A 21,794-nucleotide genomic window follows, 5' to 3' on the forward strand; every position below is an offset into this window, starting at 1 on the left:
GGCGGGTTAGCCGCCGGTCGTAAGCGGGTCACGCGACGTGGGTGCTGCGGGACGCTGGGGCGCGGCGGTCTTGCTCGAGCCGGGCTGCGTCGATTTCAAATCGCCTTCCGGCGTGCGGCCCGGGTTCTTGCTGTGATACGTCTTGCCCGGCGGCGGCGCAGTCGGGCGCTGGCGCACATCGGCGAGCAGCTTGCCGCAAGCGCTTTCGGGTGCGGGTTTGAGCTCAAGCACTGGCAGTACCGCCGCCACCGGCGCCGTCAACGCCAGGGCCACTGCGCCGCCTGCCCGTAGCGCCACGACTGCCGGATTGATCGACACATCCGGATGCTTGTATGTGCCCTTCACATACAGCGGTGTGCGCAGCGAAAACACGCGCAGCCCCTTCGAATCCGGGTGGATGGTGAAGTCCAGCGCCTCCTGCTTGAAGCTCGTCGCGCCGGTCACGTCGATGACGGCATCCTGCGTATCTACCACAAACGTGCGCGCCTGCGCTAAGCCATTGCTTACGGCAAAGTCGCCAGCCGCGCAGTTGATGGTGACCTGCTTGTCGCCAAAGAGCTTGGTGAGGATCACGTTGCCGACGTTCAGCCCCATGGCTTCCAGGATGAACTTGCTGATGGTGCCTTGCTCGACCAAGAGCTTCACCTCGCCATTCGATGAGCCGAGCAGAGCCGCCACCGAATTGCCCGTGGCCGAGAGACGCGCATCGCCGTTGATCTCACCCACACTGGCGCGCACCGATTCGATCTTCGGGAACAGTTGCTTGATCTTGAAGTGCCGTGCCGCCAGCGCAGCGCGTGCCTGCATGGGCGTGGCGTGTCCGTCGAGCTGGATGTTGGAGGAAAGCGTGCCGCCCGCAATGCCGAAATTGAGCGGGTCGAGCGTGAGCGCCGCGTCCTGCAGCCTGACGTGCGTAACGAGGTGGTTGATCGGCAGATCTGCTGTGTGGACGATGCGCTCGCCGGTGAACTTCACGTCGGCATCGATCGCGTTCCAGCGATCGGTGCGGAAGGGCTCGACCGGGAGCACCTTGTCGGGGGGCTGCCGCACGGTTTTGCTGTCACCTGGGTCGGCGCTCGGATCGGCGCGCTTGGCCTTGCTGGCGTTCGAGTCGGCGCCGATGATTGGCGCGAGGTCAGCGAACAGCAATTGATGTGAGACCAGTTCGCCCGTCAATTGCGGACGCGGCTGGCGCATCGCAAAGGTAAGCGTGCCGCCCAAATCTGAACCGCCCACGCGGCCCGTGAATTTTTCGTAGCGCCACGTCGAGCCTTGCTTGCGAAGTTCGCCGATCAGCCGGCCGCGGGTGTCGAAAGGCGGTGTATCCGGCAGCACCACGCCGGTCAGCGGATACAACTGCGCCATGCTTGCGCCCGACAGGTGCAGGCGTAAGTCGATGGCCGTCAGGCTGGCGGGGTTGGTGAGCGTGCCTGCCAGGTCGATACGCGTCTTACCGACCGTCACGTCGGCCTGCAGCGGGTAGGGCCGTTTTGCATCCTGCAGGCGCAGCACGCCGCCGGCCTTGCCGCTGCCCTTGATGGTGGCGTTGTTGTAGGTTCCCTTGACCGTCCACGCGATGCCGTAAGGCTGCTGCGGATCGGCCACCGTCGGCGTCTGTGCCGTGGTATCGGATGCTGCCGCGCCGGACGCCGTCGGTGCCGTGGCGGGCTGGTCCGCACTCTTCATGGCCGTGCCGTTAGCGGCGGTGTACAGCGACTGGTTGTCGACGGTGTCGATGGCCGCAGTCAGGTGAATGCGCTTGACGTCATCGTCCAACGCCAGCGAGCCCTTGCTGAAGGCGATCTCGCGCAGGTCCAGTTTCCAGTCCGACGGCTTCTTGTTGTCGTCCTCGCTGCCCGCCAGATCGAACGTCCAGTTGTTGCGGTTCTGCTTGTCGCGTTCGAGCGCGATGGCCGGCGTGTCCAGCGTCACGCTCGGGATGACGATGCGATGCGCCAGCAGCGGCAGCGCCTCCAGCACAAACGTGAGCTGATGGATGGTGGCCACGTTCGGCTGCTTGGCCCAATCCGGGTTTCCGACGGTGATGTCGTTGGCGATCAATCGCGGCCAGGGTACATACGCACGCCAGCCGGATTCGCCCTCGGGCTTCTTCCACGTGAGCATCAGATCGCCGTTGATGGCGAAGGGGCGCCCGATGGCTTGCGAGACGCGATCATTCAGATAGGGCTTGGCGCGGTTCCAGTCGAACGTCAGCACAAAGATGACCGCCGCTGCCACGATGACGACGGGTGTGATGACCAGTCCGAGGGCGAGTTTGCCGGATGTACGCATCGTCTTTTTGTTGGTATTGGCACAAAAATGCGACTGCGCACCTTGATATATAGTTCGGCGCAACCACGATTCAATTGTGTCATGAGCCAAGTAGCAATCAGCGCGCCAGCGCACCCGCCCATCCTCGATGATGAATACGCACGCCGGTTTGGCGGTGTTGCCCGGTTGTACGGTCCGCAGGCGCTTGAGCGTTTTGCGGCGGCGCACGTGTGCGTGATCGGCATCGGCGGTGTGGGGTCTTGGGTTGCCGAGGCGGTGGCGCGCTGCGGTGTCGGCAAGTTCACGCTGATCGACCTCGATCACATCGCGGTGTCCAACACCAACCGCCAGATTCACGCGCTGGGCGATGCGTATGGCATGGCCAAGGTCGACGCGATGGCCGAGCGCATCCTGCAGATCAATCCGCGCGCCGAGATCAGCCGCATTGATGATTTCGTGACGGTCGAGAACGTCGAGGCATTGCTCGGCCACCCGTTCGATTACGTAATCGACGCGATCGATGCGGTGAAGGTGAAGACGGCCATCATCGCGTTCTGCAAACGTACCGGCAAACGCGTCGTGACGTGCGGCGCCGCCGGCGGGCAACTGGACCCGACGCGCATTCGCGTGACAGACCTCTCGCGCACGATTCAAGACCCGCTGCTCGCCAAGGTGCGCGGCAACCTGCGCCGCCAGCATGGCTTTCCGAAAAACCCGAAGTCACGCTTCGGTATCGACGCAGTCTTCTCGGATGAGCCGCTGCGCTACCCAGAACCCGAGCAGCAGGCGTGCGACGTCGAGTTGCCGGTCGAGTCCAGTCACGCCGGCATCGACGAGCTTGCAGCGGCTGGGGACATTGCCGTGGTTAATGCGCCGCCGGCTCCGCAGCCTGCGCAACAGGGGCCGCAAGGCCTTGCATGCGCGGGCTTTGGCTCGTCCGTATGCGTGACGGCGGTGTTCGGGATGGTGGCCGCGTCAACGGCGCTGCGTGCGATCGCCGGCGTTTGACGGCGTGCTGCTTGATCGAGGGATGACCTGATCCAGCTTCTCGCGGATGGTGTCGGCATACACGCCCGACCACCCGTCGCGCGGCTGGCTGTCGGCAAAGACCACAAAACCAGGCATGACCGACACGCCGTATCGATCGGCGGTGTGCTGGTTCTCGTCGAAATCCATGGTGACGAATGTGGCGCGTCCGGCGTAGCTCGACTCCATTTGTTCGAGGCTGGCCACGGCCGACTGGCTCGGGTGGCTCCACTCTGCGGCAAAGCACACCACCACCGGGTTGCGTTGCGAGGCATCGATCACATCGGATTGAAACGAGGCATCGTTGACGATCTTCATGGGCGCTCCCAGCGTGGAGTGGACGCCCGCGCAACGAAGGCCAGCGGGCAGGGCCACTTTGACTCTAGGCAGCAGACCGCCGGTCGACAACCCGCGTTCAGTCGACGTGCTCGATGTTGCGCACGGTGTTGCCCACTTGCGCCAGGTACGTCGTCATCATGCGGTCCATCACGTCGACATGCTGGGCAAACCAGGCGGGCAATTCCGCTACCAGACGGCGGCCCAAGTCCATTTCGCCGGCAGCGGCGCGCTTGCGCACTTCGCGGCACAGCGCCAGCACATTGTCGTGCTCACCGCGATGGCAGTGGCGCGGGGGGAAGTCGGCGGCGTCCATCCACGCGTTTTCTTCACCGAAATGGTGCTCGGTGTGGTCGATGAAGGCGTCGAGCGCGGGAATGAACTCGGCGTCCGAGGCATCTGCAATGGCGTTGAGCAGCGCGCAGAATTCGGCGTGGTTGGCGTCGGTGGCGGCGTCTCCGAGTTGGAGCGCCTCGGACCATTCGATCACGGGCATGGCAGATGAGGAATTGGATGGGCAAGGCGGTCAGCTTAAGCGACGGCCACCTTGCCCCAGTTTGACGCGGGGCAAACGAGTTAGCTGGCGTCGGGCGCGGGATGCTGCTGCAGCACTTCTACCGCCCGTGTGTATAGCGCCACCGACGGCGCATAGCCACGCCCGATCTGATACAGCGTGCCGCCTTGCTCGGCCAGCAGGCTGGGAAAGCCAGTGATGCCCCAGCGGCGCGATAGTCGGAAGTCTTCGCGCGTTTCGTCGCGCAGCGCATCCGTGTCGAACACGGCATCGAAGTGTGCCGCCCCGACGCCATTGGCGAGTGCAACGTCGCGCAGCACGTCGGCTTGTGTGGTGTCGCGGCCTTCGGCATAGAAGGCGTGCTGGATGGCATGGAAGACGGTGAGCACGCGTTCGTCTTCCTCGGCCCAGTGCTCGCGTGCCATGACGACGGCGCGGCAGGCGGGTTCGGTGTCGTAGACGAATCCATCGCGGCGCATGGCTACCTCGGGCGACTGGTCGAACGGCATGCCGCTGCGTTCGGCCACGGCATGCCAGTGGTGGAGGATTTCGTCGCGCTTGTCCGCTGCCATCGGCTCGCGCTGGCCGGGGCGCAGGCCGCCGGTGATGAGCGTCACGGGCACCGGCGCGCCAAGGGTATCGGCCAGCCGCTTGCGCAGGTCAGCCAACTGCGGGCCGAAGCCGTAGCACCACGAACACATCGGATCGGCTACATAGATCAGTCGCATGGCGGCTCCTCAATTCAGTTTGGACGCCAGCTGCCGGCGCCAGTGCGATACCGCTTGCGGCGCGTCGCGCATCATGTCGAATACCGAGACCATCGTCTTGCGGGCGACGTCATCACGGAATGCGCGATCCCGCTCGACGATGGCGAGCAATTGCTCCAGGGCCGCTTCGTAATCCTGGCCGGCGATGTACTGTTGCGCCAGATCGAGCCGCGCCTGCAGATTGCCGGGCTCCGCTTCCACGACCGTGCGCAGGGCACCGGCGTCGGGGAGCGCATCGGCCCGTTCGGTGGCCTTCAGCCGCGTCTGTAGCGGGGCATAGCGCTCGTCCTGCGGCGCCTTGGGCGAAAGCAATGCGAACTCACCCTGCGCGGCATGCGCGTCGCCGCTGTCCAGCAAGAGGTTCACCAGTTCAAAGCGGGCGACATCGAAGCCGGGGTCGAATGCCAGCGCGTTCTGGAACGCTTCGCGCGCATGGGTGGTTTCGCCGGCTTGGCTTGCGGCCAGGCCTTCGCGATAGGCGATTTCTGCAGGTTGCGGAATCACGCGATCCAGGAACGCGCGCAATTGCGCTTCGGGCAAGACGCCGACGAACTGGTCGACCGGTTTGCCATCCACAAACGCCACCACATACGGGATGCTGCGCACGTGGAACTGGGCGGAAAGCTCCGGGTTTTCGTCCGAGTTGATCTTGGCGAGCTTCCATTTGCCGGCGTACTCAGCCTCCAGCTTTTCCAGCATCGGACCCAATGTGCGGCACGGACCGCACCATGGCGCCCAGAAATCAACCAGCACCGGGACCTGGCGAGAGGTTTCGATCACTTCTTGCGCGAAATTCTGCGAGGTGATGTCGCTCATCGTCGGGATTCTCCTGAGGGGCAATGGCGCCGGTACCTACACCGGCGAGAGGTATCGTGCATTTTACTTGGGGGTGGGGCGGACCGTTTCTAGGCAATCTGCCCGTCCTTTGTCCGCCGCAATAACGTATGTCACAGCAACGGTTGAAAATAGAACGATCGTTCGGATACCATCCGGTAAAAACAACACACAGATTCACGGAGACATGGCATGACACGACCGCACTTCCAGTTCTGGCCCCGACGTTTGCCGCACAACATCAGCTCGCCGCAAACGAGCCTTTGGTACAACCTGGAAGTGTCTGCCCGACGCTATCCGGACAAGGACGCGATTATCTTTTACGGTCGCCACACCACCTTCCGTGAGCTGCACGATGATGCAGTCGCAGTGGCGGGCTGGCTGCAGCAGGTGGCGGGGGTGCAGAAGGGCGACCGGGTGCTGCTGTACATGCAGAACTGTCCGCAGTTCATGGCCGCGTATTACGGCATCCTGCGCGCGGATGCGGTGGTTGTGCCGGTCAACCCGATGAACCGGCCGGAAGAATTCAAGCATTACATCACTGATGCGGGCGCAGCCACGGTCATCTGCAGCGCAGATCTGGCCGTCAACGTGACCACCGCCAACGCCGAGCTGCCCGAGGCGCAGCGCACCAAGCACCTGCTGGTCACGTCGTACGCCGATGCGCTGCCAGCCCAGTACGAATATCCCGAAGATGCACCCCCCGCGTGGATTACCGCGCAGCATCCGGCGCAGCCCGGTGCCGTTGCATGGAACGATGCGCTCGCGCAACGCCTCGTGCCAGGCCCGCACACCGCCGGCCCGGACGATCTGGCCGTGATGCCGTACACGTCGGGCACCACGGGCTTTCCGAAGGGCTGCATGCACCCGCATCGCACGGTCATGCACAACGTGGTGGGTGGTTCGATGTGGTCGAGCTCGACCAAGGAGGGCGTGAGCCTGTCGATCATCCCGCTGTTCCATGTGACCGGCATGCAGTACGGCATGAATGCGCCGATCTATATGGGCTCCACGGTCGTGATGCTGCCGCGCTGGGATCGCGAGGTGGCGGGGCGGCTGATCTCGCGCTACAAGATCACGCATTGGACGAACATTCCGACCATGGTGATCGACTTCCTGGCGAGCCCGCAGCTGGCGGAGTTCGACCTGTCGAGCCTGGCCTACATCGGCGGCGGCGGCGCGGCGATGCCGCAGGCTGTGGCCGAGCGGCTGCTGAAGGATTTCAACCTCGCGTACCAGGAAGGCTACGGCCTGTCGGAAACGATCGCACCTACGCACAGCAACCCGGCCGATCGGGCCAAGCAGCAGTGCCTGGGCATTCCCGTGTTCAACACCGACGCTCGCATCGTCGATCCGCAGACGCTGCAAGAACTGCCGATCGGCGAGGTGGGTGAAATCATCGTCAGCGGCCCGCAGGTCTTCCTGGGTTACTGGGGCAAGCCGCAGGCCAGCGCAGAAGTCTTCATCGAGTTCGAAGGTAAGCGCTTCTTCCGCACGGGCGACCTCGGCAGGATGGACGAAGACGGCTACTTCTTCCTCACCGATCGCCTGAAACGCATGATCAATGCGTCGGGCTTCAAGGTCTGGCCGGCCGAGGTGGAGAGCCTGCTGTACAAGCACCCCGACGTGCAGGAGGCCTGCATCATCGGCACGCGTGATGCGTATCGCGGCGAGTCGGTCAAGGCGGTGGTGGTGCTTAAGGCTCACGCCAAGGGCAAGACCACCGAAGACGACATCATCAACTGGGCGCGCGACAACATGGCCGCCTACAAGTACCCGCGCGTAGTGGAGTTTGTGGATGCGCTGCCCAAGTCCGGCACGGGCAAGGTGATGTGGCGGACGCTGCAGGAGCAGGAGAACGCCAGGAACGACGCGGCCGAGAAACCGGCGGCAGCCTAAAGAGGGCATCAGAGTGCATCAAGAGAAAGGGGCCTGAGTGGCCCCTTTTTCAATGTCCGCGCGCCTTGAACAGAAGGGCGCCGATGCCGTGGAAGCCACGCTGACGCGCATGCCGCATCGGCGTGACGCCCCCGCGGTCGGCCAGGTTCGGGTCGGCGCCGCCGTCGAGCAGGAGTTGCACGGTTTTCTCGTATTTGTCACTGCCGTCGCCCAGGGCCACGGCTTCGATCAGCGCGGTCAGGCCCAGGTTGTTGGTGGCATCGGGCGGTACGCCCGCCTTCACGAGTTCGTTGACGACTTCCACGTAGCCACGGCGTGCGGCCGGGATGAGCGCGGTGTCGCCGTCAGCGTTGGTGGCGCGCAGGTTGGCACCGTGCGAGAGGGCCAGGCGAACCGTTTCCGCATCGCCCTGGATGGCAGCGAGCAGGAAGGCGCTGTTCTGCGTGTTGTCCTGCAGGTTGACGTCGGCACCGGCCTGGATGAGCAAGCGTGCCGCCGCACCCATGTGCGCCATGACGGCGACGATGAGCGCGGTGCGGCCGTCGGCATCACGCGCCTTGAGGCTGGCGCCTTCGGCCAGCAACGACTGGATTGCCATGGTGTTTCCGGCCTGCGCGGCCAGAATCAGGTCGCGGTCACGCGTGGCGGGGTCGCTGTGGCGGACGGGGCGGGCGTCGGGCGCACGTGCCGCGCCGGGTGCCACTTTGGCGCTGGCGTTGGCTGCAACATGCACGATCGGCAGATGCTGCTCCTGCCACGCATTGGCCATGTCGCCCACGGCCAGTGCCATCCCCAGCATGACGCCGATGAGCTGGTTGATCGCGGGGTGCGGAGCGATGAGCATGGCGGGCGGGTTCAGGCGCTGAGGTAGGGATCGGGCAGCGGTGCGGTGTCGGTTACGTCCGTTGCGTCGGTTGTGGCGGAGGGGGCGTTTGCTGCGTCGGTCTCCTGCAGGCGCGACCACAGGCGGTCCAGATACGGATCGTGCAGCCCATTGCTGGCCAGGCCGATCAGCGTGCGCTGCAGGTATTCGCGTGCCGGGCCGTACAGCCCGACCGCCTCGCGCAGGCAACCGACCACGCGTTCGTCGGGCAGCCGGCCGGCATAGGCCTCGTGCGCGCGGTTCATGACAAAAGCCAGCGCCATGACGCGTTGGCCATTGATTTCGGTGGGCAGCCAACGGGGGAGGTACGCGCCGGTCAGCATTTCGCGGCGCCAGAGCACGCGGAATTCATGCTCGGCATGCTCGCGCGGAACGCGGAAGGCCACGCCACGGCAGCTGCCGCCACGGTCCAGACCCAGCACGAGCCCGGGGTTGTCCCAAGTGCCGCGGTTGATACGGGAATAGAGATAGAAGCCGCGGTGATAGCCGCGCACCGTGGCGCGGGCGGCCTCGGTGTGGAAGATCATCGGGTTCCAGATGAGCGAGCCGTAGCCGAACACCCAGGCGTCCTGACATTCGCCGTGCGCAGCCGACAACCGCGCGAGCGTCGATGCAAGCGACGCTTCCAACGCAGCCTCGGTCAGCAACGACGACGCGACGGGCGAATCACCCAGGGCGGCGCGCAACCGGTTCTGTTCGAGATCCTCTCGGGTGACGGCCATGTCGCAAGCATAGAGCAATCGTTACGAGTGGTCACGCGGGCGGACGGCCGATGGCCCGGAAACAGGGCGTTGCGATGCTCGGGGGACGTTTGACTATGGCGCGGCCGCAACGGTGAAGCATGCGCAGCCGGAAAACTGGAGGCGGGGGACCGGAATTGAACCGTCTTATACGGCTTTGCAAGCCGCAGCATTGACCACTCTGCCACCCCGCCGAGGGAGGCGGCTTGCGATGCACCGCGTGATGCATCGCAAGCAGGGGCGGATTCTAGCGCAGGATCAAACTTCCAGCAGATCGACCTCAAAAAGCAACGTTGCGTTCGGGGGGATCACGCCGCCTGCGCCGCGTGCGCCATAGCCCAGGGCCGCCGGGATGATCAGCTTGCGCGTGCCGCCGACCTTCATGCCTTGAACGCCTTCGTCCCAGCCCTTGATGACCATGCCGCCACCCAGGTGGAAGGCGAAGGGGTCGTTACGGTCTTTGCTGGAGTCGAATTTCTTGCCGGCCTGGCCGTTTTCGTAGAGCCAGCCGGTGTAGTGCACGGTGACGTATTTGCCGGCCGTGGCTTCAGCGCCGTCGCCGACGACGACATCCTCGTATTGCAGGCCGCTTGCGGTGGTTTCGATGGTCATGATGAGCCTCGTGGAGTGGCGTGGATGATGAGGGGAAAGGGCTCAGGCGGCGTCCGCGGCCTTGAGCGTTTCGAGCTGGACGTGGACGTTGTCGGCGTCGTTGGCGATCCAGATGTCGCCGTCCTGGATGGTGACTTGCAGACGCATGGTGCGTTCCACCATGGCGGCCAGCGCGGCCACGGTGTCCGCAGCAACCTCGTACACCGACACGTTGGCAAAGCGCGTGATCTTGGTCTCGATTTGTTGCCACCACACGCGGCTTGCGTTGCCGCTATATGTATAGACGGCGACTTGTTCGGCGCGGTTGCTGGCCTTGCGGATGCGGGTGTCGTCGGGGTTGCCGAGGTCGATCCACAGCTCGATGGCGTCGGTCAGGTCGCGCTGCCAGAGTTCGGGTTCGTCAGGCTCGGACAGGCCGCGCGTGAAGGCAAGCGTTTCACTGGCGTGGCGGGCGAAGGCGAGCACGCGCACCATCATGCGTTCGTCGTTTTCGCTGGGGTGGCGGGCGACGGTCAGCGCGTGATTGGCGTAGTAGTGGCGATCCATGTCGGCGATCTGCAGATCGACCTTGTAGATCGTGGATTTCAGGGCCATGCGGGTGGTCGGTGGATGGGCCGTTTTTGGTAAAGCGCGCATTGTCGCACGGGCCGGTGAAGCTGACGGCATTGGCCTGGCGCATTCCCAACGGCGGCGGTTTGCGGTATACGAGCGGTGCGTGCGCTATTCGGCGCATATTTTTCCTATCCAAACAGGACAATCAGAACGATGCGTTGGATATTCGGAATCGTGGGCCTGCTGCTTGGGGGCCTGTCGGGGGGCGTCGTCGGGGCGTTCTTTGGGGCGTTGGTCGGTCTGGGACTGGCATCGCTGATTTTGTACATGGACAAGCGGGCCAGCGCGCAGTGGGCAAATCCGCCCGACGTGCCGGGCGCAGCCGGCGCTGCGCAGGGCCACGCGCCCGCGCAGGCTGCCGTGTCGCCACAGCCTGCCACGCTGCAGGAACGTGTGGCGCAGCTTGAGCACGAGGTATCGCTGCTGCGCCGGCAGATGGCTGAAATCAAAGGTGGAACGTTTGCTGTGCCCGCCAACGTGGAGGCCGCTGCCGTTGAGGCGCTGCCGATCGTGGTCGAGGCGTTGCCACCGGTGGAGACGCCTGCCGTGCCTGTGCCCGCGCCGCAGGTGGTGGCTCCGCAGCCAATGCCTCAGCCTGTTCCCCAGCCCGCGCCGGTCTTGGCGCCGCACGAGCCCGATTGGGTCGAGCGCGCCGTCGGCGCTGCCCGCGACTGGCTGCTGGGCGGCAACAGCGTGGTGCGGGTCGGCATCCTGATCCTGTTCTTCGGTGTGGCGTTCCTGCTCAAGTACGCGGCGGACAACAGCCTGCTGCCCGTCGAATTCCGGCTGGCGGGTGTGGCGGTCGGGGCAATTGCGTTGCTGGGCATCGGCTGGCGCCTGCGCGAAAAGCGTCCGGGCTATGCGCTCGTGCTGCAGGGCGGCGGGGTCGGCGTGCTGTATCTGACGGTATTTGCCGCCACGCGCGTGGTGCCACTGCTCAGCCCGGGGATGGCGTTTCCGCTGCTGGTGCTCATCTGCGCGCTGGCCGCAGGGCTGGCCGTCAAGCAAAACGCGCCGGCGCTGGCCTTTACTGGCAGTGCGGGCGGTTTTCTGGCGCCGATCCTGATCTCGACCGGGCAGGGCAGCCACGTGGCGTTGTTCAGCTATTACGCGCTGCTCAATGCGGGCATCTTCGCCATTGCGTGGTTCCGTGCGTGGCGACCGCTGAATCTGCTGGGCTTCGTCTTTACGTTCGGCATTGCCACGGCGTGGGGCGTGCTGCGCTATCAGCCGTCGTTGCTGGCGAGCACTGAGCCGTTCCTGATCCTCTTCTTCCTGATGTATGTGGGCATTGCGCTGCTGACCGCGCTGCGCCGTCATATCAGCCTGACGAACTACGTTGACGGCACGCTGGTGTTCGGCACGCCGTTGGTGGCGATGGGTTTGCAGGCTGGGCTGGTGCACAACATTCCGTTTGCGATGGCGTGGAGCGCCACTGCGCTGGCCGCGTTCTATCTGGCAATTGCGGGCTGGCTGGCGCCCAGGCGCGCGAACCTTGGCCTGCTGTACGAGGCGATGTTCGCGCTGGGCGTGATCTTCATCACGCTGGCGATTCCGTTGGCCTTCGACGGGCGCACCACCAGTGCGGTGTGGGCGCTGGAAGGCGCCGCCGTGGTGTGGCTGGGCGTGCGTCAGCAGCGTCGGCTGGCGCTGGCGGCAGGCCTGCTCCTGCAGCTCGCGGCGGGCGGAGCATTCGCCATGGATGCTGTGTTCGATTGGGCACCGCAGCACGGCTGGGCCGTGCTCAACAGCCGCTATATCGGCGGGGTATTGATTGCGCTGGCGGGGGTGTTCAGCGGCTGGCGCCTACATGGCAAGGCGGAGGCGCGTGCGTGGCTGAAGGCAGCGCCGGTGCTCGGCGTTGTCGCGTCGGTGTGGGGCTTGCTGTGGTGGCTCGGAAGCGGCAGCAACGAGATCGACCGCTGGGCCTGGCGCTTCGCCAGCAAGACAGTCGACCGGCCCGACATTCCGCTGTATGCCGCCTTCGCCGTGCTGACGGCGTGGGCTGCGCATGGCCTGCGTCGCAAACTCGATTGGGCACTGGCCGAATGGCCCGCGCTGGCGTTGTCGCCGGTGCTCGCGTTGGTTTCGCTGGCTGCGATCGAGCACTGGGTGCCGTCACCGCTGGCCGGCTGGGGCGGGCTGGTGTGGATTGCGGCTGTGGCGCTGGCCTTCGTGCTGCTGCGCCGCCAGGAGCGCGACGTGAAGGACACCATCCTCGCGCCGCTGCATACCGTGCTGTTCTGGCTGATCTGCGGCGTACTGGCCACGGAAGGCTACTGGCGCCTCGATGCCTACGTGCCCGAGGGCACCTGGAGCTTCGCAGCGTGGGCCTATGCCTACGGCGCGTTGCTTGCCCTGCTGGCGGGCGCTGGCTGGCGCATCCGCTGGCCTATCGCCCGCTTCGAGCGCGCCTACCTGCTGTGGGGTGCCGCGCCGCTGGCTGCCCTGCTGTGGCTGTGGAGCCTGGCGAGCGCCGCCAGCGACGGCAATGCCGCGCCGCTGTTCTACCTGCCGATTCTCAATCCGCTGGACGTGGCGCAACTGCTGGTCTTCTTCGCCATCGCGTTGTGGATGCGCCGCGTGGCGCTGCAGAAGCTTGTGCCCGAGCCGATGGTGATCGGCTACGCCATCGGCGCGACGCTGTTCATCTGGGCCAACGCGGTGCTGCTGCGCACGCTGCATCATTGGGCGCATGTGCCGTACACGCTGGACGATCTGGGCGCCTCCATGCTGGTACAGGCATCGCTGTCGATGTTCTGGACGGTGCTGGCATTGGCGGTGATGGTGTTTGCCACGCGGCGCGCCAGCCGCGCGCTGTGGTTCACCGGCGGGGCGCTGCTGGGCGTGACGGTGGTCAAGCTGTTCCTGTTCGACCTGTCACGCGTCACGGGTGTCGAGCGCATCGTGTCGTTCATCGGGATTGGCGTGCTGCTGTTGCTGATCGGCTATCTGTCGCCGTTGCCGCCGAAGCCCAAAACCAGCGCCGATGCTGAAACCGGGGAGGTTCTGTGAAGAAGGTTGTTCTTGCGATGGCTGCGGCGTCGCTATTGTCTGCGCCGGCCTGGGCCGAACGCTTTGCGCTGACCGGCACGCCCGGCGCCCCGTACTACGCCGTCACGCTCAGCGAAGACGTCTACGCCCATGCGCACGAGGCCAACCTGACCGATCTGCGCATCCTCAATGGCGACGGCGAGCCCGTGCCGTTCACCATCGACATCCCGCGCGATCCGCCGCCCCAGGCTCGCACGCTGCACGACGTGCACTGGTTTGCCACACCCATCGACGATGCCCAGAAGCCGGGCGCCGCAGGTGTCGTGCTCGGTACCGATGGCGTGCTGCGTGCAACGGGCGCTCAGCTATCGCAGGCGTCTGTCCGCGCGTGGGTGGTAGACCTCAGCCAGCTTCGTGACACGGTGACGGCGCTGGTCGTCGCGCTCCCGGCCGCCGAATTCCAGAGCGGTGTGAGCGTGCAGGCCAGCGATGACTTGCAGCACTGGAGCCCTGTCGCCCAGGCCACGCTGTTCCGCCTGTCCAATCAGGGCAGCACGCTGGTGCAGGATCGCATCGAATTCACCGGGCTGCGGGCGAAATACCTGCGCCTGACGTGGCAAGGCAAACCGCCTGTGCCGGATGCCGTGCGTGCGGAGCTGGCCGCCGGGGCCCCGGTGGCGCTCGCGGATAACGCCATCCAGTGGCGCTCGGGTCTGGCGCCAGTGCAGACGCCCGCTGCCGGCGATTACCAGTTCGATACTGGCGGCGTGTTCCCGGTCGAGCGCGTGAAGATCCATCTGCCGCAAGCCAACACCGTCGCGCAGGCGACGCTGTATGCGCGTGCCGATGCCCAGGCGCCCTGGCGGCCGGTGACCTCTGCGCGCCTGTTCCGGCTGGCGGGGGCCGACGGGAAGGGCGAGCAGGAAAGTGCGGCAATCACCGTGCCTGCGGCGGGTGAGCGCTATTGGCGTCTGCAAGTTGACACGCGCAGCGGCGGCCTCGGTGCCGGCGCGCCGCAGTTGGCGATCGGCTGGCGTCCGGCCACGGTCACGTATGCGGCGCGCGGCAATGTGCCGTTCATGCTGGCGGTGGCGGAAGTGGCGCGCGGCAATCCGGTCGCACGCGCGGATTTGCTCGCGGGTGCGTCGCCTGCCATTGCGCAGGCACAACTTGGCGCGATGAGCGATTCGCCTGCTGACGCGCTGACGGCAGAGCCACCGGGCGGCCGCAAGCGCCAGTGGGTTCTGTGGGGCGCCCTGTTGGCGGCGGTAGCGGTGCTGGGCGGCATGGCCTGGCGGTTGTTCCGCGCGCCGTCCGTGCCGCCGGATGCATCGACGTAATCGGCATCGCACAAAGAAAACGGCGCCACCTGGGCGCCGCTTTTGTTGGCAGAGCGGATGTTCAGTGCGCGAAGGCGGGTTGAACGAACAGCGCAACGCACAAGGCAAAGCCCGCAAACCACATCAGCGAACGCAGCGGTGCCCAGTTGGCGAGATAGCACACCGTGTACAGCACGCGCACCACGATGAACGCGATGGCCAGCAGGTTGATGCGGTCGATGACGCCGCCGCCCAGGATGGCCACCAGCACGGCCACCGCAAAGAACGGAAACGCTTCAAAGTGATTCTGCTGTGCGGCTGCAGCACGGCCCGCTACGCCGGTTTGCTGTGCGAGCCACGCGCGCGGATTGCTGTTGTCGTACCGCGGGCCTTTGGCCTTGGCGATGCCGACGCACACGATCGGCAACACCGCTGCCACCAGAACGCACCAGAGGGCGATCGGCATGGTCAGTCTCCTGGATGTGGATGGTTGTGAGGGTGCCGCACCCTAGCATAAGGTGCGTTTTCAAACACCTAGCGCGTTAGTCGACACCCTGCACGGCAATGCGCACATCCCCGAGCATGACCACCTGGCCCGCCCGAATCTTGGCCGTCTTGCGCAACTCCGGCTGGCCGTCGACCGTGACCGCACCCTCGGCAACCACCGCCTTGCCGGCGCCGCCGCTGTCCACCACGCCGGTGAGCTTGAGCAGCTTGTGCAGCTCGATGTATTCGGTGGTCAGTGCGAAATCGATATTGGGCATAGAGGGATTGCGAGGTTTATTGAGGCGTGGCTTCCACGCTGATGTCGAGGTCGACGCGGTCGCCCACGTCGGGCAGAAAGCGCGTCATGCCGAAGGCGCTGCGGGCAATGGAGAGGTGGAAATCGCCGCCGCAGACGTGGCGCGTGCTGCCGGGCATCTTCTCGTCGCCACAACTGAAGTGGCGCACCTCCAACCGCACCGGCTGCGTCACGCCGTGCAGCGTCAGCTTGGCCTCGATGGCGGCAAGCTTGCCGCCTTCCACGACAAAGCGGTCGCTGCGCAGGCGGATGACCGGAAACTGCGCGGCGTCGAGAAACTGCTCGGATTTCAGCACACCGTCCAGCACCCGCAGGCGCGTGTTGACGGATGCAGCGTCGACGGTGAAATCGATGCCGCCCTGGTTGGTGGCTTCATCGAAATTGATGGCGCCGTCGATCTTGTCGAAGCGGCCGCGCATCGTGCTCCGATCGAAATGCGATGCGCCGAAGTAGACCGATGTGTGCGTCAGGTCTGGCGCAAATGACGCGGCGAAGGCGGGAGTGGTCAACAACCCCGCCAGCAATAGGATCCATGCACGCATGATGCCTCCGATATCAGAGGCCCATGGCGCGCATGGGCCCGTGTTTACTTGCCCCAGCTGTCTTTCAGGCCGACCACGCGGTTGAACACGGGCTTGCCCGGTTGCGAGTCGGTGCGGTCAGCCACAAAGTAGCCATGGCGCTCGAACTGGAAGCGGTCTTCCGCCTTGGCCGTTGCCAGCGTCGGCTCCAGGTAGGCCGTGACGATCTTCTTGGAGTCCGGGTTGAGCGCATCCAGGAAGTTCTTATCGCCCGAATCCGGCTGGGGGTCGCTGAATAGGCGGTCGTACAGGCGCACTTCAGCTTCCAGCGCATGTGCGGCGCTCACCCAGTGGATGTTGCCCTTCACCTTCACGCTGTCAGCACCCGGCGTGCCACTCTTCGTGTCCGGAATGATGTTGGCGTGCACAGCCGTGATGTTGCCGTCGGCATCCTTGTCGCAGCCGGTGCATTCGATCACATAGCCGTAGCGCAGGCGCACCTTGTTGCCCGGGAACAGGCGGAAGTAGCCCTTAGGCGGCGTCTCGGTAAAGTCCTCGCGCTCGATCCACAGCTCTCGCGTGAGCGGGAATTCGCGGCGGCCGAGTTCCGGCTGCTTCGGATGCACGGGTGCGGAGCAAGGCTCGTTGAAATCGGCCGGCACGTTGTCGAGCACCAGCTTGACCGGGTCCAGCACGGCCACCGAGCGCGGCGCTCGCGCGTCGAGGTCATCGCGCACGGCGCCTTCCAAGATGCTCATATCGATCCAGCTGTCGGCCTTCGACACGCCAACGCGTTCGCAGAAGAGCTGGATCGATTCCGGCGTATAGCCGCGGCGGCGGATGCCAACGAGCGTCGGCATCCGCGGGTCGTCCCAGCCGTCGACACGCTTTTCCGTCACCAGCTGCAGCAGCTTGCGCTTGCTGGTGATGGCGTATGTCAGGTGCAGACGCGCGAATTCGTATTGATGCGGCAACGGCGCGGGCAGCACGCCGGCGTCGCGCAGGTGGTCGAGCACCCAGTCGTACAGCGGGCGGTTGTTCTCGAATTCCAGCGTGCACAGCGAATGGGTGATGTTCTCCAGCGCATCGGAAATGCAATGCGTGAAGTCGTACATCGGGTAGATGCACCACGCGTCGCCGGTGCGGTGGTGATGCGCATGGCGGATGCGGTACAGCACCGGATCGCGCATCACGATGTTGGGCGCGGCCATGTCGATCTTGGCGCGCAGCACCAGTTCGCCATCCTTGTACTTGCCCGCGCGCATATCGCGGAACAGCGCCAGGTTTTCGTCCACCGAGCGATCACGGAACGGCGACGGCGTGCCCGGGCGGGTGAAATCGCCCCGGTTGGCGGCGATCTGCTCGGCGCTCTGGCTGTCGACGTAGGCCGCGCCGCGCTGGATCAGCACTTCAGCAAAACCGTAGAGCTGCTCGAAGTAGTCGCTGGCGTAATAGAGGTGCTCGCCGCCCGCGTCGCTCCACGAATAGCCGAGCCAGTGCACGGCGTCGATGATGGAATCGACGTATTCGGTGTCTTCCTTGACCGGGTTGGTGTCGTCAAAGCGCAGGTGGCAGCGGCCGTTGTAATCCTTGGCCATGCCGAAGTTCACCCAGATGCTCTTGGCGTGACCAATGTGCAGATAGCCATTGGGCTCCGGCGGAAAGCGAGTGACCACCGGTGGGATCGGCTGGCCGGTGGCGTCCTTGCGGTTGGCGTAGGTGCCTTGCGTGAGGTCGCCGTCAATGATCTGGCGAAGGAAGTTGGACGTGGGGGCGGCGGCAGTCGACCCGTTGGCGGTGGCGTTGTCTTGGCTCATGGGAGTGCGTGATTCGGCAATCCCGCGATTTTACAGTGCCCGGCGGCTTACGCCCCCGGACGCTATTTGCGCTGGGCCAGGCCGTCGAGCGCCTGTGCGCGCAACAGCTCATTCGAGGCGGTGAAGGTCTGCTGCCGGAGTTGCGCGATTTGCGCGGCGCGATCGGCTTCCGAAAGGCCGGTAAAGGCGTTGATGCGATCGCGTTCGCGGGCGTAGGCGTCGTAGCGGTTGCGCCAGTCGGCTTCTTCGCGGTTGCCCTGGATGAGGCGGTCGGCCACGAGGCTGTCCACGCCTCGGGCCGACAGGCGCTGGCGCATCTCGGCCTCGCTCATGCCTTGCTTCGTCCACGTTTCCATGTCGCTGGCGAGCTTGAGCGGGGCAGAGGCATCGCGGCGCGCCTGCTGCACCGAGGGCGGCAGGTTGGCATCGATGGCGGCGATCCTGGCAGCGCGCTGCTCGGGCGTGAGCGACGGATCAGCCATTACGGCCAGGCGGTCGAGTGCGTCGGCGTCCATCGCGTCGTCATCGCCGTACCAGGCCTGGGCGACGTCCGCCCCCAGGTATTGGCGGCGCAGCGCGGTGCGCTCGCTCAACTGCTGGCGCAGCGTGGCGATCAGCTCCGGGCGCTGCTGGACTTGTTCGAGGCTCGGCTTATTGCGGCCGGTGGTGCCGTTTTCAGCCGCTGCCTTGCGATAGGCCAGGTAATGCTGCAACAGCGATTGCGCCTCCGCCAGCGCCGGCGTGATCAGCTTGGCGCGCAGATGCGCCTCGGCCATCGACACACGCTGGGCTTCGGGCAGCGACGCGGGCACGTCGAGGAAGTAGTCGAACACCGCGCGGTTGGCGGCTTCAACGATGAGGTGGCCGTGCGCATCGACGTGCAGGCCGTCCGGGGCCTGCGTGTCGGCCAGCTCGGGTGCAGGCGCGACCGTCGTCAACGGTTCGCCGCCCACACTCACACTACCGATGAATGCGCCCTTGGCCGCCTGCGGCTGCGATGCCGCAGGCATTTCCGGCCCGTCAGACGTATGCCACCAGTAGACCCCGCCCGCGACCGACACCGCCACCAGCACGGCCACAACAAACGTCATGGGTTGTATCGATGGCGATTGGGGTTTCATCGTGGCGTTGAGCGCGTGGAGGGTTAGAGACCTGCCGTCTTCAGTCGATTGGCTTGTGTGCGAATCACCGCAACGGGGTCCGCTGCGCCCCAGCCGATCAGGCCAAGCAACTGGTTGACCTCATCCAGGTGATTCCACGCGTAATCCGTCGACAAGACCTGCCCGAACTTCGCGCTGCACACGGAGACGAGCCCATCGTTCGTTCCCGAGCCACGCGCCTGCATGACGCCGCCGCTGAACACCAGCACCGGATCAAACACGTCGAGAAGGTTGGTGGCGGTGGAGCGGCCCGTCCACGAATACAGCTTCTGCACGTTGCCATTGCGCACGTCGGTGGCGCTGCCGGTGTTGCACCCGCTCGCCAGGCCCGCGCTCGGGAACGCCTTGTTGAAATCGGCCGCGCCCGACGTCGACAGGATATGCAGCGCCGCAAAACCGTTCTGCGGATTGCTGTTGCCGTTGAACCAGCCGAGCACCGAGCCGAATATGTCGGCACCGAGGTTCACGAGCGCTTGGAACGGAGCGGGTGTCGACTCCACAAAGTCCGCAAACTCCGACCCCTTGTGGGGCGTGCCGATGGTGGTGACGGAGGCCACCAGGTTCGGCACCACAGCTGCCGCGTAGCGCGATGTCAGCCCGCCCTGGCTGTGTCCAATGAGGTTGACCTTGGCTGCGCCCGTGGTGGCCAGCACGCTGCGAATCTGGCTGACGAGTTGCTCGCCGCGTACGGTTTCATCGTTGAAGGCGGAGACATCGGCCACGTAGACATTGGCGCCGTTGGCGCGCAGGTCTTCGGGGATCTGGTACCAGTAATCGACCACGCCGAGGAACTTGCTGGTGCCCGACAGGCCATGCACGAGCACGATCGGGTACTTGGTGGCGGCATAAGTGCTGGCAGCCTGGGCCGGTGCGGCCGCACCCAAGGTGAGGGCGGATGTGGCCAAGACGGCGGCTGCAGCGTGCGTGCGCAGGAAGCTGCGCGCTGATCCATAGACAGCATGGAGCAGGGAAGTCTGTGTCATTCGGTTGTCTCCTGGACATTGGATAGGTGGTCGACCTCTATGGGCCGATCGCCCTCCGTTATCCGAAGCGCTGTGTCCAACGTCAACTGAAGTGGAGGTCTGGCTCTAATGCTGCGCCGCCGCGTGCGCAAACAAAAACCGGAGGGCGGGCCTCCGGTTTCGTAGGGTGCGGTGCAGCAACGTCGCGCTTCTTACTCTTCTTGAAATGCCTCTTCGCGTTTTCTGTTGATGGCCGGTAGCGCCACCAGCAAGACCAGAATGCCCGCCGCAATCAGCAGCCCCAGCGACAGCGGCCGCGTGACGAAGGTGGAGAAATCCCCGCGCGAGAGCAGCAGCGCGCGGCGGAAGTTTTCTTCCATCATCGGCCCGAGCACGAAGCCGAGCAGCATTGGCGCCGGTTCGCAGCGCAGCTTCACGAACATGTAGCCGATCAATCCGAAGAGCGCCGTCTGGAAGATATCGAACGTCGTATTTGACACCGAATACACGCCGATGCAGCAGAACACCAGGATGGCCGGATACAGGAAGCGATACGGCACCTTCAACAGACGCACCCACACGCCGATCATCGGCAGGTTCAGCACGATCAACATCAGGTTGCCGATCCACATCGAGGCGATCAGGCCCCAGAACAGCGCGGGGTTGCTGGTCATCACCTGTGGGCCAGGCTGGATGTTGTGGATGGTCATCGCGCCCACCATCAGCGCCATCACCGCATTGGGCGGAATGCCCAGCGTGAGCAACGGAATGAAGGATGTCTGCGCGGCAGCGTTGTTGGCCGATTCCGGACCGGCCACACCCTCGATGGCGCCCTTGCCGAACTCGTGTGAATACTTCGACGTCTTCTTCTCCAGGGAGTACGACGCAAACGACGCCAGCGTTGCGCCGCCGCCGGGCAGGATGCCCAGCAGCGAGCCGAGCGCCGTGCCACGCAGCACGGCCGGGATCATGCGCTTGAAGTCTTCGCGGCTGGGCCAGAGGTTGCGCACGTGCTCGACAAAGGTTTCACGGTGCTCCTTCTGTTCGAGGTTCGCGATGATCTCGGCAAAGCCAAACACGCCCATCGCCACCGACACGAAGTTCAGCCCGTCGGCCAGTTCCGGCACGTCAAACGAATAACGCGCGGTGCCCGAGTTCACATCGGTGCCGACCAGACCGAGCAGCAGGCCCAGCACGATCATCGCGATCGCCTTGATGAGCGAGCCCGAGGCCAGCACCACCGCCCCGATGAGCCCCAGCACCATCAGCGCGAAATACTCCGCCGGCCCGAAGTTGAACGCGAATTCCGACAGCGGCGTGGCAAACGCCGCCAGCACCAGCGTGGCCACGCAGCCGGCGAAGAACGAGCCGAGGCCCGCGGTGGCCAGCGCCACGCCTGCGCGCCCCCGCCGGGCCATCTGATAGCCGTCAATGGTGGTCACTACCGATGACGATTCGCCCGGCAGATTGACGAGGATGGCCGTGGTGGAGCCGCCGTACTGCGCGCCGTAGTAAATGCCGGCCAGCATGATGAGCGCGGCCACCGGAGGCAGTGCGTATGTGGCGGGCAGCAGCATCGCAATCGTGGCGATAGGGCCAAGGCCAGGCAACACGCCGATCAGCGTGCCAAGCACGCAGCCGATGAACGCGTAGATCAGGTTCTGTATGGAAAGCGCGGTGGAGAAACCGAGCGCAAGATTGGCAAAGAGATCCATGATGTCGTCC

Annotated in this window: 20 protein-coding genes and 1 tRNA gene; 4 read left to right on the top strand and 17 right to left on the bottom strand. The window is 65.1% G+C overall.

Translation table 11 applies throughout. The annotated features are described in order from the left end of the window. Positions 1 to 6: 6 nt before the first annotated feature. Positions 7 to 2,292, bottom strand: coding sequence for an AsmA family protein (locus tag NKG59_RS10170; protein WP_253536617.1), 2,286 nt, complete (start codon positions 2,290 to 2,292; stop codon positions 7 to 9). An 81-nt stretch (positions 2,293 to 2,373) separates the two neighbouring features. On the opposite strand from NKG59_RS10170, the gene tcdA reads away from it, so the two are divergent. Beyond that, on the top strand, positions 2,374 to 3,279 hold the full coding sequence (gene tcdA, locus NKG59_RS10175; RefSeq protein ID WP_253536618.1) for a tRNA cyclic N6-threonylcarbamoyladenosine(37) synthase TcdA: 906 nt from the start codon (positions 2,374 to 2,376) through the stop codon (positions 3,277 to 3,279). Here the strand turns inward: tcdA and NKG59_RS10180 are convergent. The 4 genes from NKG59_RS10180 to trxA form a co-directional block, all read right to left on the bottom strand. After that, complete coding sequence (locus NKG59_RS10180) at positions 3,247 to 3,615, bottom strand: thioredoxin family protein (RefSeq protein ID WP_253536619.1); 369 nt, start codon at positions 3,613 to 3,615, stop codon at positions 3,247 to 3,249. The genes tcdA and NKG59_RS10180 overlap by 33 nt on opposite strands. Before the next feature lie 97 nt (positions 3,616 to 3,712). Beyond that, positions 3,713 to 4,129, bottom strand: a complete 417-nt coding sequence (locus NKG59_RS10185) for a bacteriohemerythrin (RefSeq protein ID WP_232042248.1) — start codon at positions 4,127 to 4,129, stop codon at positions 3,713 to 3,715. Positions 4,130 to 4,209: 80 nt separating this feature from the next. Further along, positions 4,210 to 4,875, bottom strand: coding sequence for a DsbA family protein (locus NKG59_RS10190; protein ID WP_253536620.1), 666 nt, complete (start codon positions 4,873 to 4,875; stop codon positions 4,210 to 4,212). A 9-nt stretch (positions 4,876 to 4,884) separates the two neighbouring features. Continuing rightward, positions 4,885 to 5,730 (bottom strand): thioredoxin, encoded by an 846-nt coding sequence (gene trxA, locus NKG59_RS10195; protein ID WP_253536621.1) that lies wholly within the window; start codon positions 5,728 to 5,730, stop codon positions 4,885 to 4,887. Positions 5,731 to 5,940: 210 nt separating this feature from the next. Here trxA and NKG59_RS10200 point away from each other — a divergent pair, with 210 nt between their 5' ends. After that, positions 5,941 to 7,647, top strand: coding sequence for a long-chain fatty acid--CoA ligase (locus NKG59_RS10200; RefSeq protein ID WP_253536622.1), 1,707 nt, complete (start codon positions 5,941 to 5,943; stop codon positions 7,645 to 7,647). A gap of 49 nt (positions 7,648 to 7,696) precedes the next feature. Here NKG59_RS10200 and NKG59_RS10205 read toward each other — a convergent pair whose 3' ends face one another. From NKG59_RS10205 to NKG59_RS10225, 5 genes are all read right to left on the bottom strand, one after another. Continuing rightward, complete coding sequence (locus NKG59_RS10205; RefSeq protein WP_253536623.1) at positions 7,697 to 8,491, bottom strand: ankyrin repeat domain-containing protein; 795 nt, start codon at positions 8,489 to 8,491, stop codon at positions 7,697 to 7,699. 11 nt (positions 8,492 to 8,502) lie between these two features. Further along, positions 8,503 to 9,252: a gamma-glutamylcyclotransferase gene (locus tag NKG59_RS10210; protein ID WP_253536624.1), complete on the bottom strand. Its 750-nt coding sequence runs from the start codon at positions 9,250 to 9,252 to the stop codon at positions 8,503 to 8,505. Positions 9,253 to 9,388: 136 nt separating this feature from the next. Beyond that, positions 9,389 to 9,464 (bottom strand) — tRNA-Cys (locus NKG59_RS10215). A 64-nt stretch (positions 9,465 to 9,528) separates the two neighbouring features. Beyond that, the gene (locus tag NKG59_RS10220; protein WP_012761517.1) at positions 9,529 to 9,882 is read right to left on the bottom strand and encodes an FKBP-type peptidyl-prolyl cis-trans isomerase; all 354 of its coding nucleotides are present in this window, start codon (positions 9,880 to 9,882) and stop codon (positions 9,529 to 9,531) included. Positions 9,883 to 9,924: 42 nt separating this feature from the next. Further along, on the bottom strand, positions 9,925 to 10,476 hold the full coding sequence (locus NKG59_RS10225) for a YaeQ family protein (RefSeq protein WP_045204548.1): 552 nt from the start codon (positions 10,474 to 10,476) through the stop codon (positions 9,925 to 9,927). A gap of 171 nt (positions 10,477 to 10,647) precedes the next feature. Between NKG59_RS10225 and NKG59_RS10230 the strand changes: the two genes are divergently transcribed. After that, on the top strand, positions 10,648 to 13,509 hold the full coding sequence (locus tag NKG59_RS10230; protein ID WP_253536625.1) for a DUF2339 domain-containing protein: 2,862 nt from the start codon (positions 10,648 to 10,650) through the stop codon (positions 13,507 to 13,509). Continuing rightward, complete coding sequence (locus tag NKG59_RS10235; protein WP_253536626.1) at positions 13,506 to 14,828, top strand: DUF3999 domain-containing protein; 1,323 nt, start codon at positions 13,506 to 13,508, stop codon at positions 14,826 to 14,828. Before NKG59_RS10230 ends, NKG59_RS10235 begins: the two co-directional genes overlap by 4 nt. Before the next feature lie 61 nt (positions 14,829 to 14,889). Here the strand turns inward: NKG59_RS10235 and NKG59_RS10240 are convergent, their stop codons facing one another. From NKG59_RS10240 to NKG59_RS10270, 7 genes are all read right to left on the bottom strand, one after another. Next, positions 14,890 to 15,273: an MAPEG family protein gene (locus NKG59_RS10240; protein ID WP_182594423.1), complete on the bottom strand. Its 384-nt coding sequence runs from the start codon at positions 15,271 to 15,273 to the stop codon at positions 14,890 to 14,892. A gap of 76 nt (positions 15,274 to 15,349) precedes the next feature. Further along, positions 15,350 to 15,571 carry an RNA-binding S4 domain-containing protein gene (locus tag NKG59_RS10245; protein WP_045204544.1) on the bottom strand — a complete coding sequence of 74 codons (222 nt, stop codon included), beginning with the start codon at positions 15,569 to 15,571 and terminating at the stop codon, positions 15,350 to 15,352. A 16-nt stretch (positions 15,572 to 15,587) separates the two neighbouring features. Continuing rightward, the gene (locus NKG59_RS10250) at positions 15,588 to 16,151 is read right to left on the bottom strand and encodes a YceI family protein (protein ID WP_253536627.1); all 564 of its coding nucleotides are present in this window, start codon (positions 16,149 to 16,151) and stop codon (positions 15,588 to 15,590) included. A 44-nt stretch (positions 16,152 to 16,195) separates the two neighbouring features. Beyond that, positions 16,196 to 17,947 carry a glutamine--tRNA ligase/YqeY domain fusion protein gene (locus NKG59_RS10255; RefSeq protein WP_253536628.1) on the bottom strand — a complete coding sequence of 584 codons (1,752 nt, stop codon included), beginning with the start codon at positions 17,945 to 17,947 and terminating at the stop codon, positions 16,196 to 16,198. Positions 17,948 to 18,009: 62 nt separating this feature from the next. Further along, positions 18,010 to 19,038 carry a lipase secretion chaperone gene (locus tag NKG59_RS10260; protein ID WP_253536629.1) on the bottom strand — a complete coding sequence of 343 codons (1,029 nt, stop codon included), beginning with the start codon at positions 19,036 to 19,038 and terminating at the stop codon, positions 18,010 to 18,012. A gap of 53 nt (positions 19,039 to 19,091) precedes the next feature. Continuing rightward, entirely contained in the window at positions 19,092 to 20,090 is a 999-nt protein-coding gene (locus NKG59_RS10265) for a lipase family alpha/beta hydrolase (RefSeq protein WP_045204540.1), read from the bottom strand. A 191-nt stretch (positions 20,091 to 20,281) separates the two neighbouring features. Continuing rightward, complete coding sequence (locus tag NKG59_RS10270; RefSeq protein ID WP_045204539.1) at positions 20,282 to 21,784, bottom strand: tripartite tricarboxylate transporter permease; 1,503 nt, start codon at positions 21,782 to 21,784, stop codon at positions 20,282 to 20,284. Positions 21,785 to 21,794: the final 10 nt, after the last annotated feature.

It is taken from the genome of Ralstonia chuxiongensis (genome assembly GCF_024158925.1).
Classification (GTDB): Bacteria; Pseudomonadota; Gammaproteobacteria; order Burkholderiales; family Burkholderiaceae; genus Ralstonia; species Ralstonia chuxiongensis.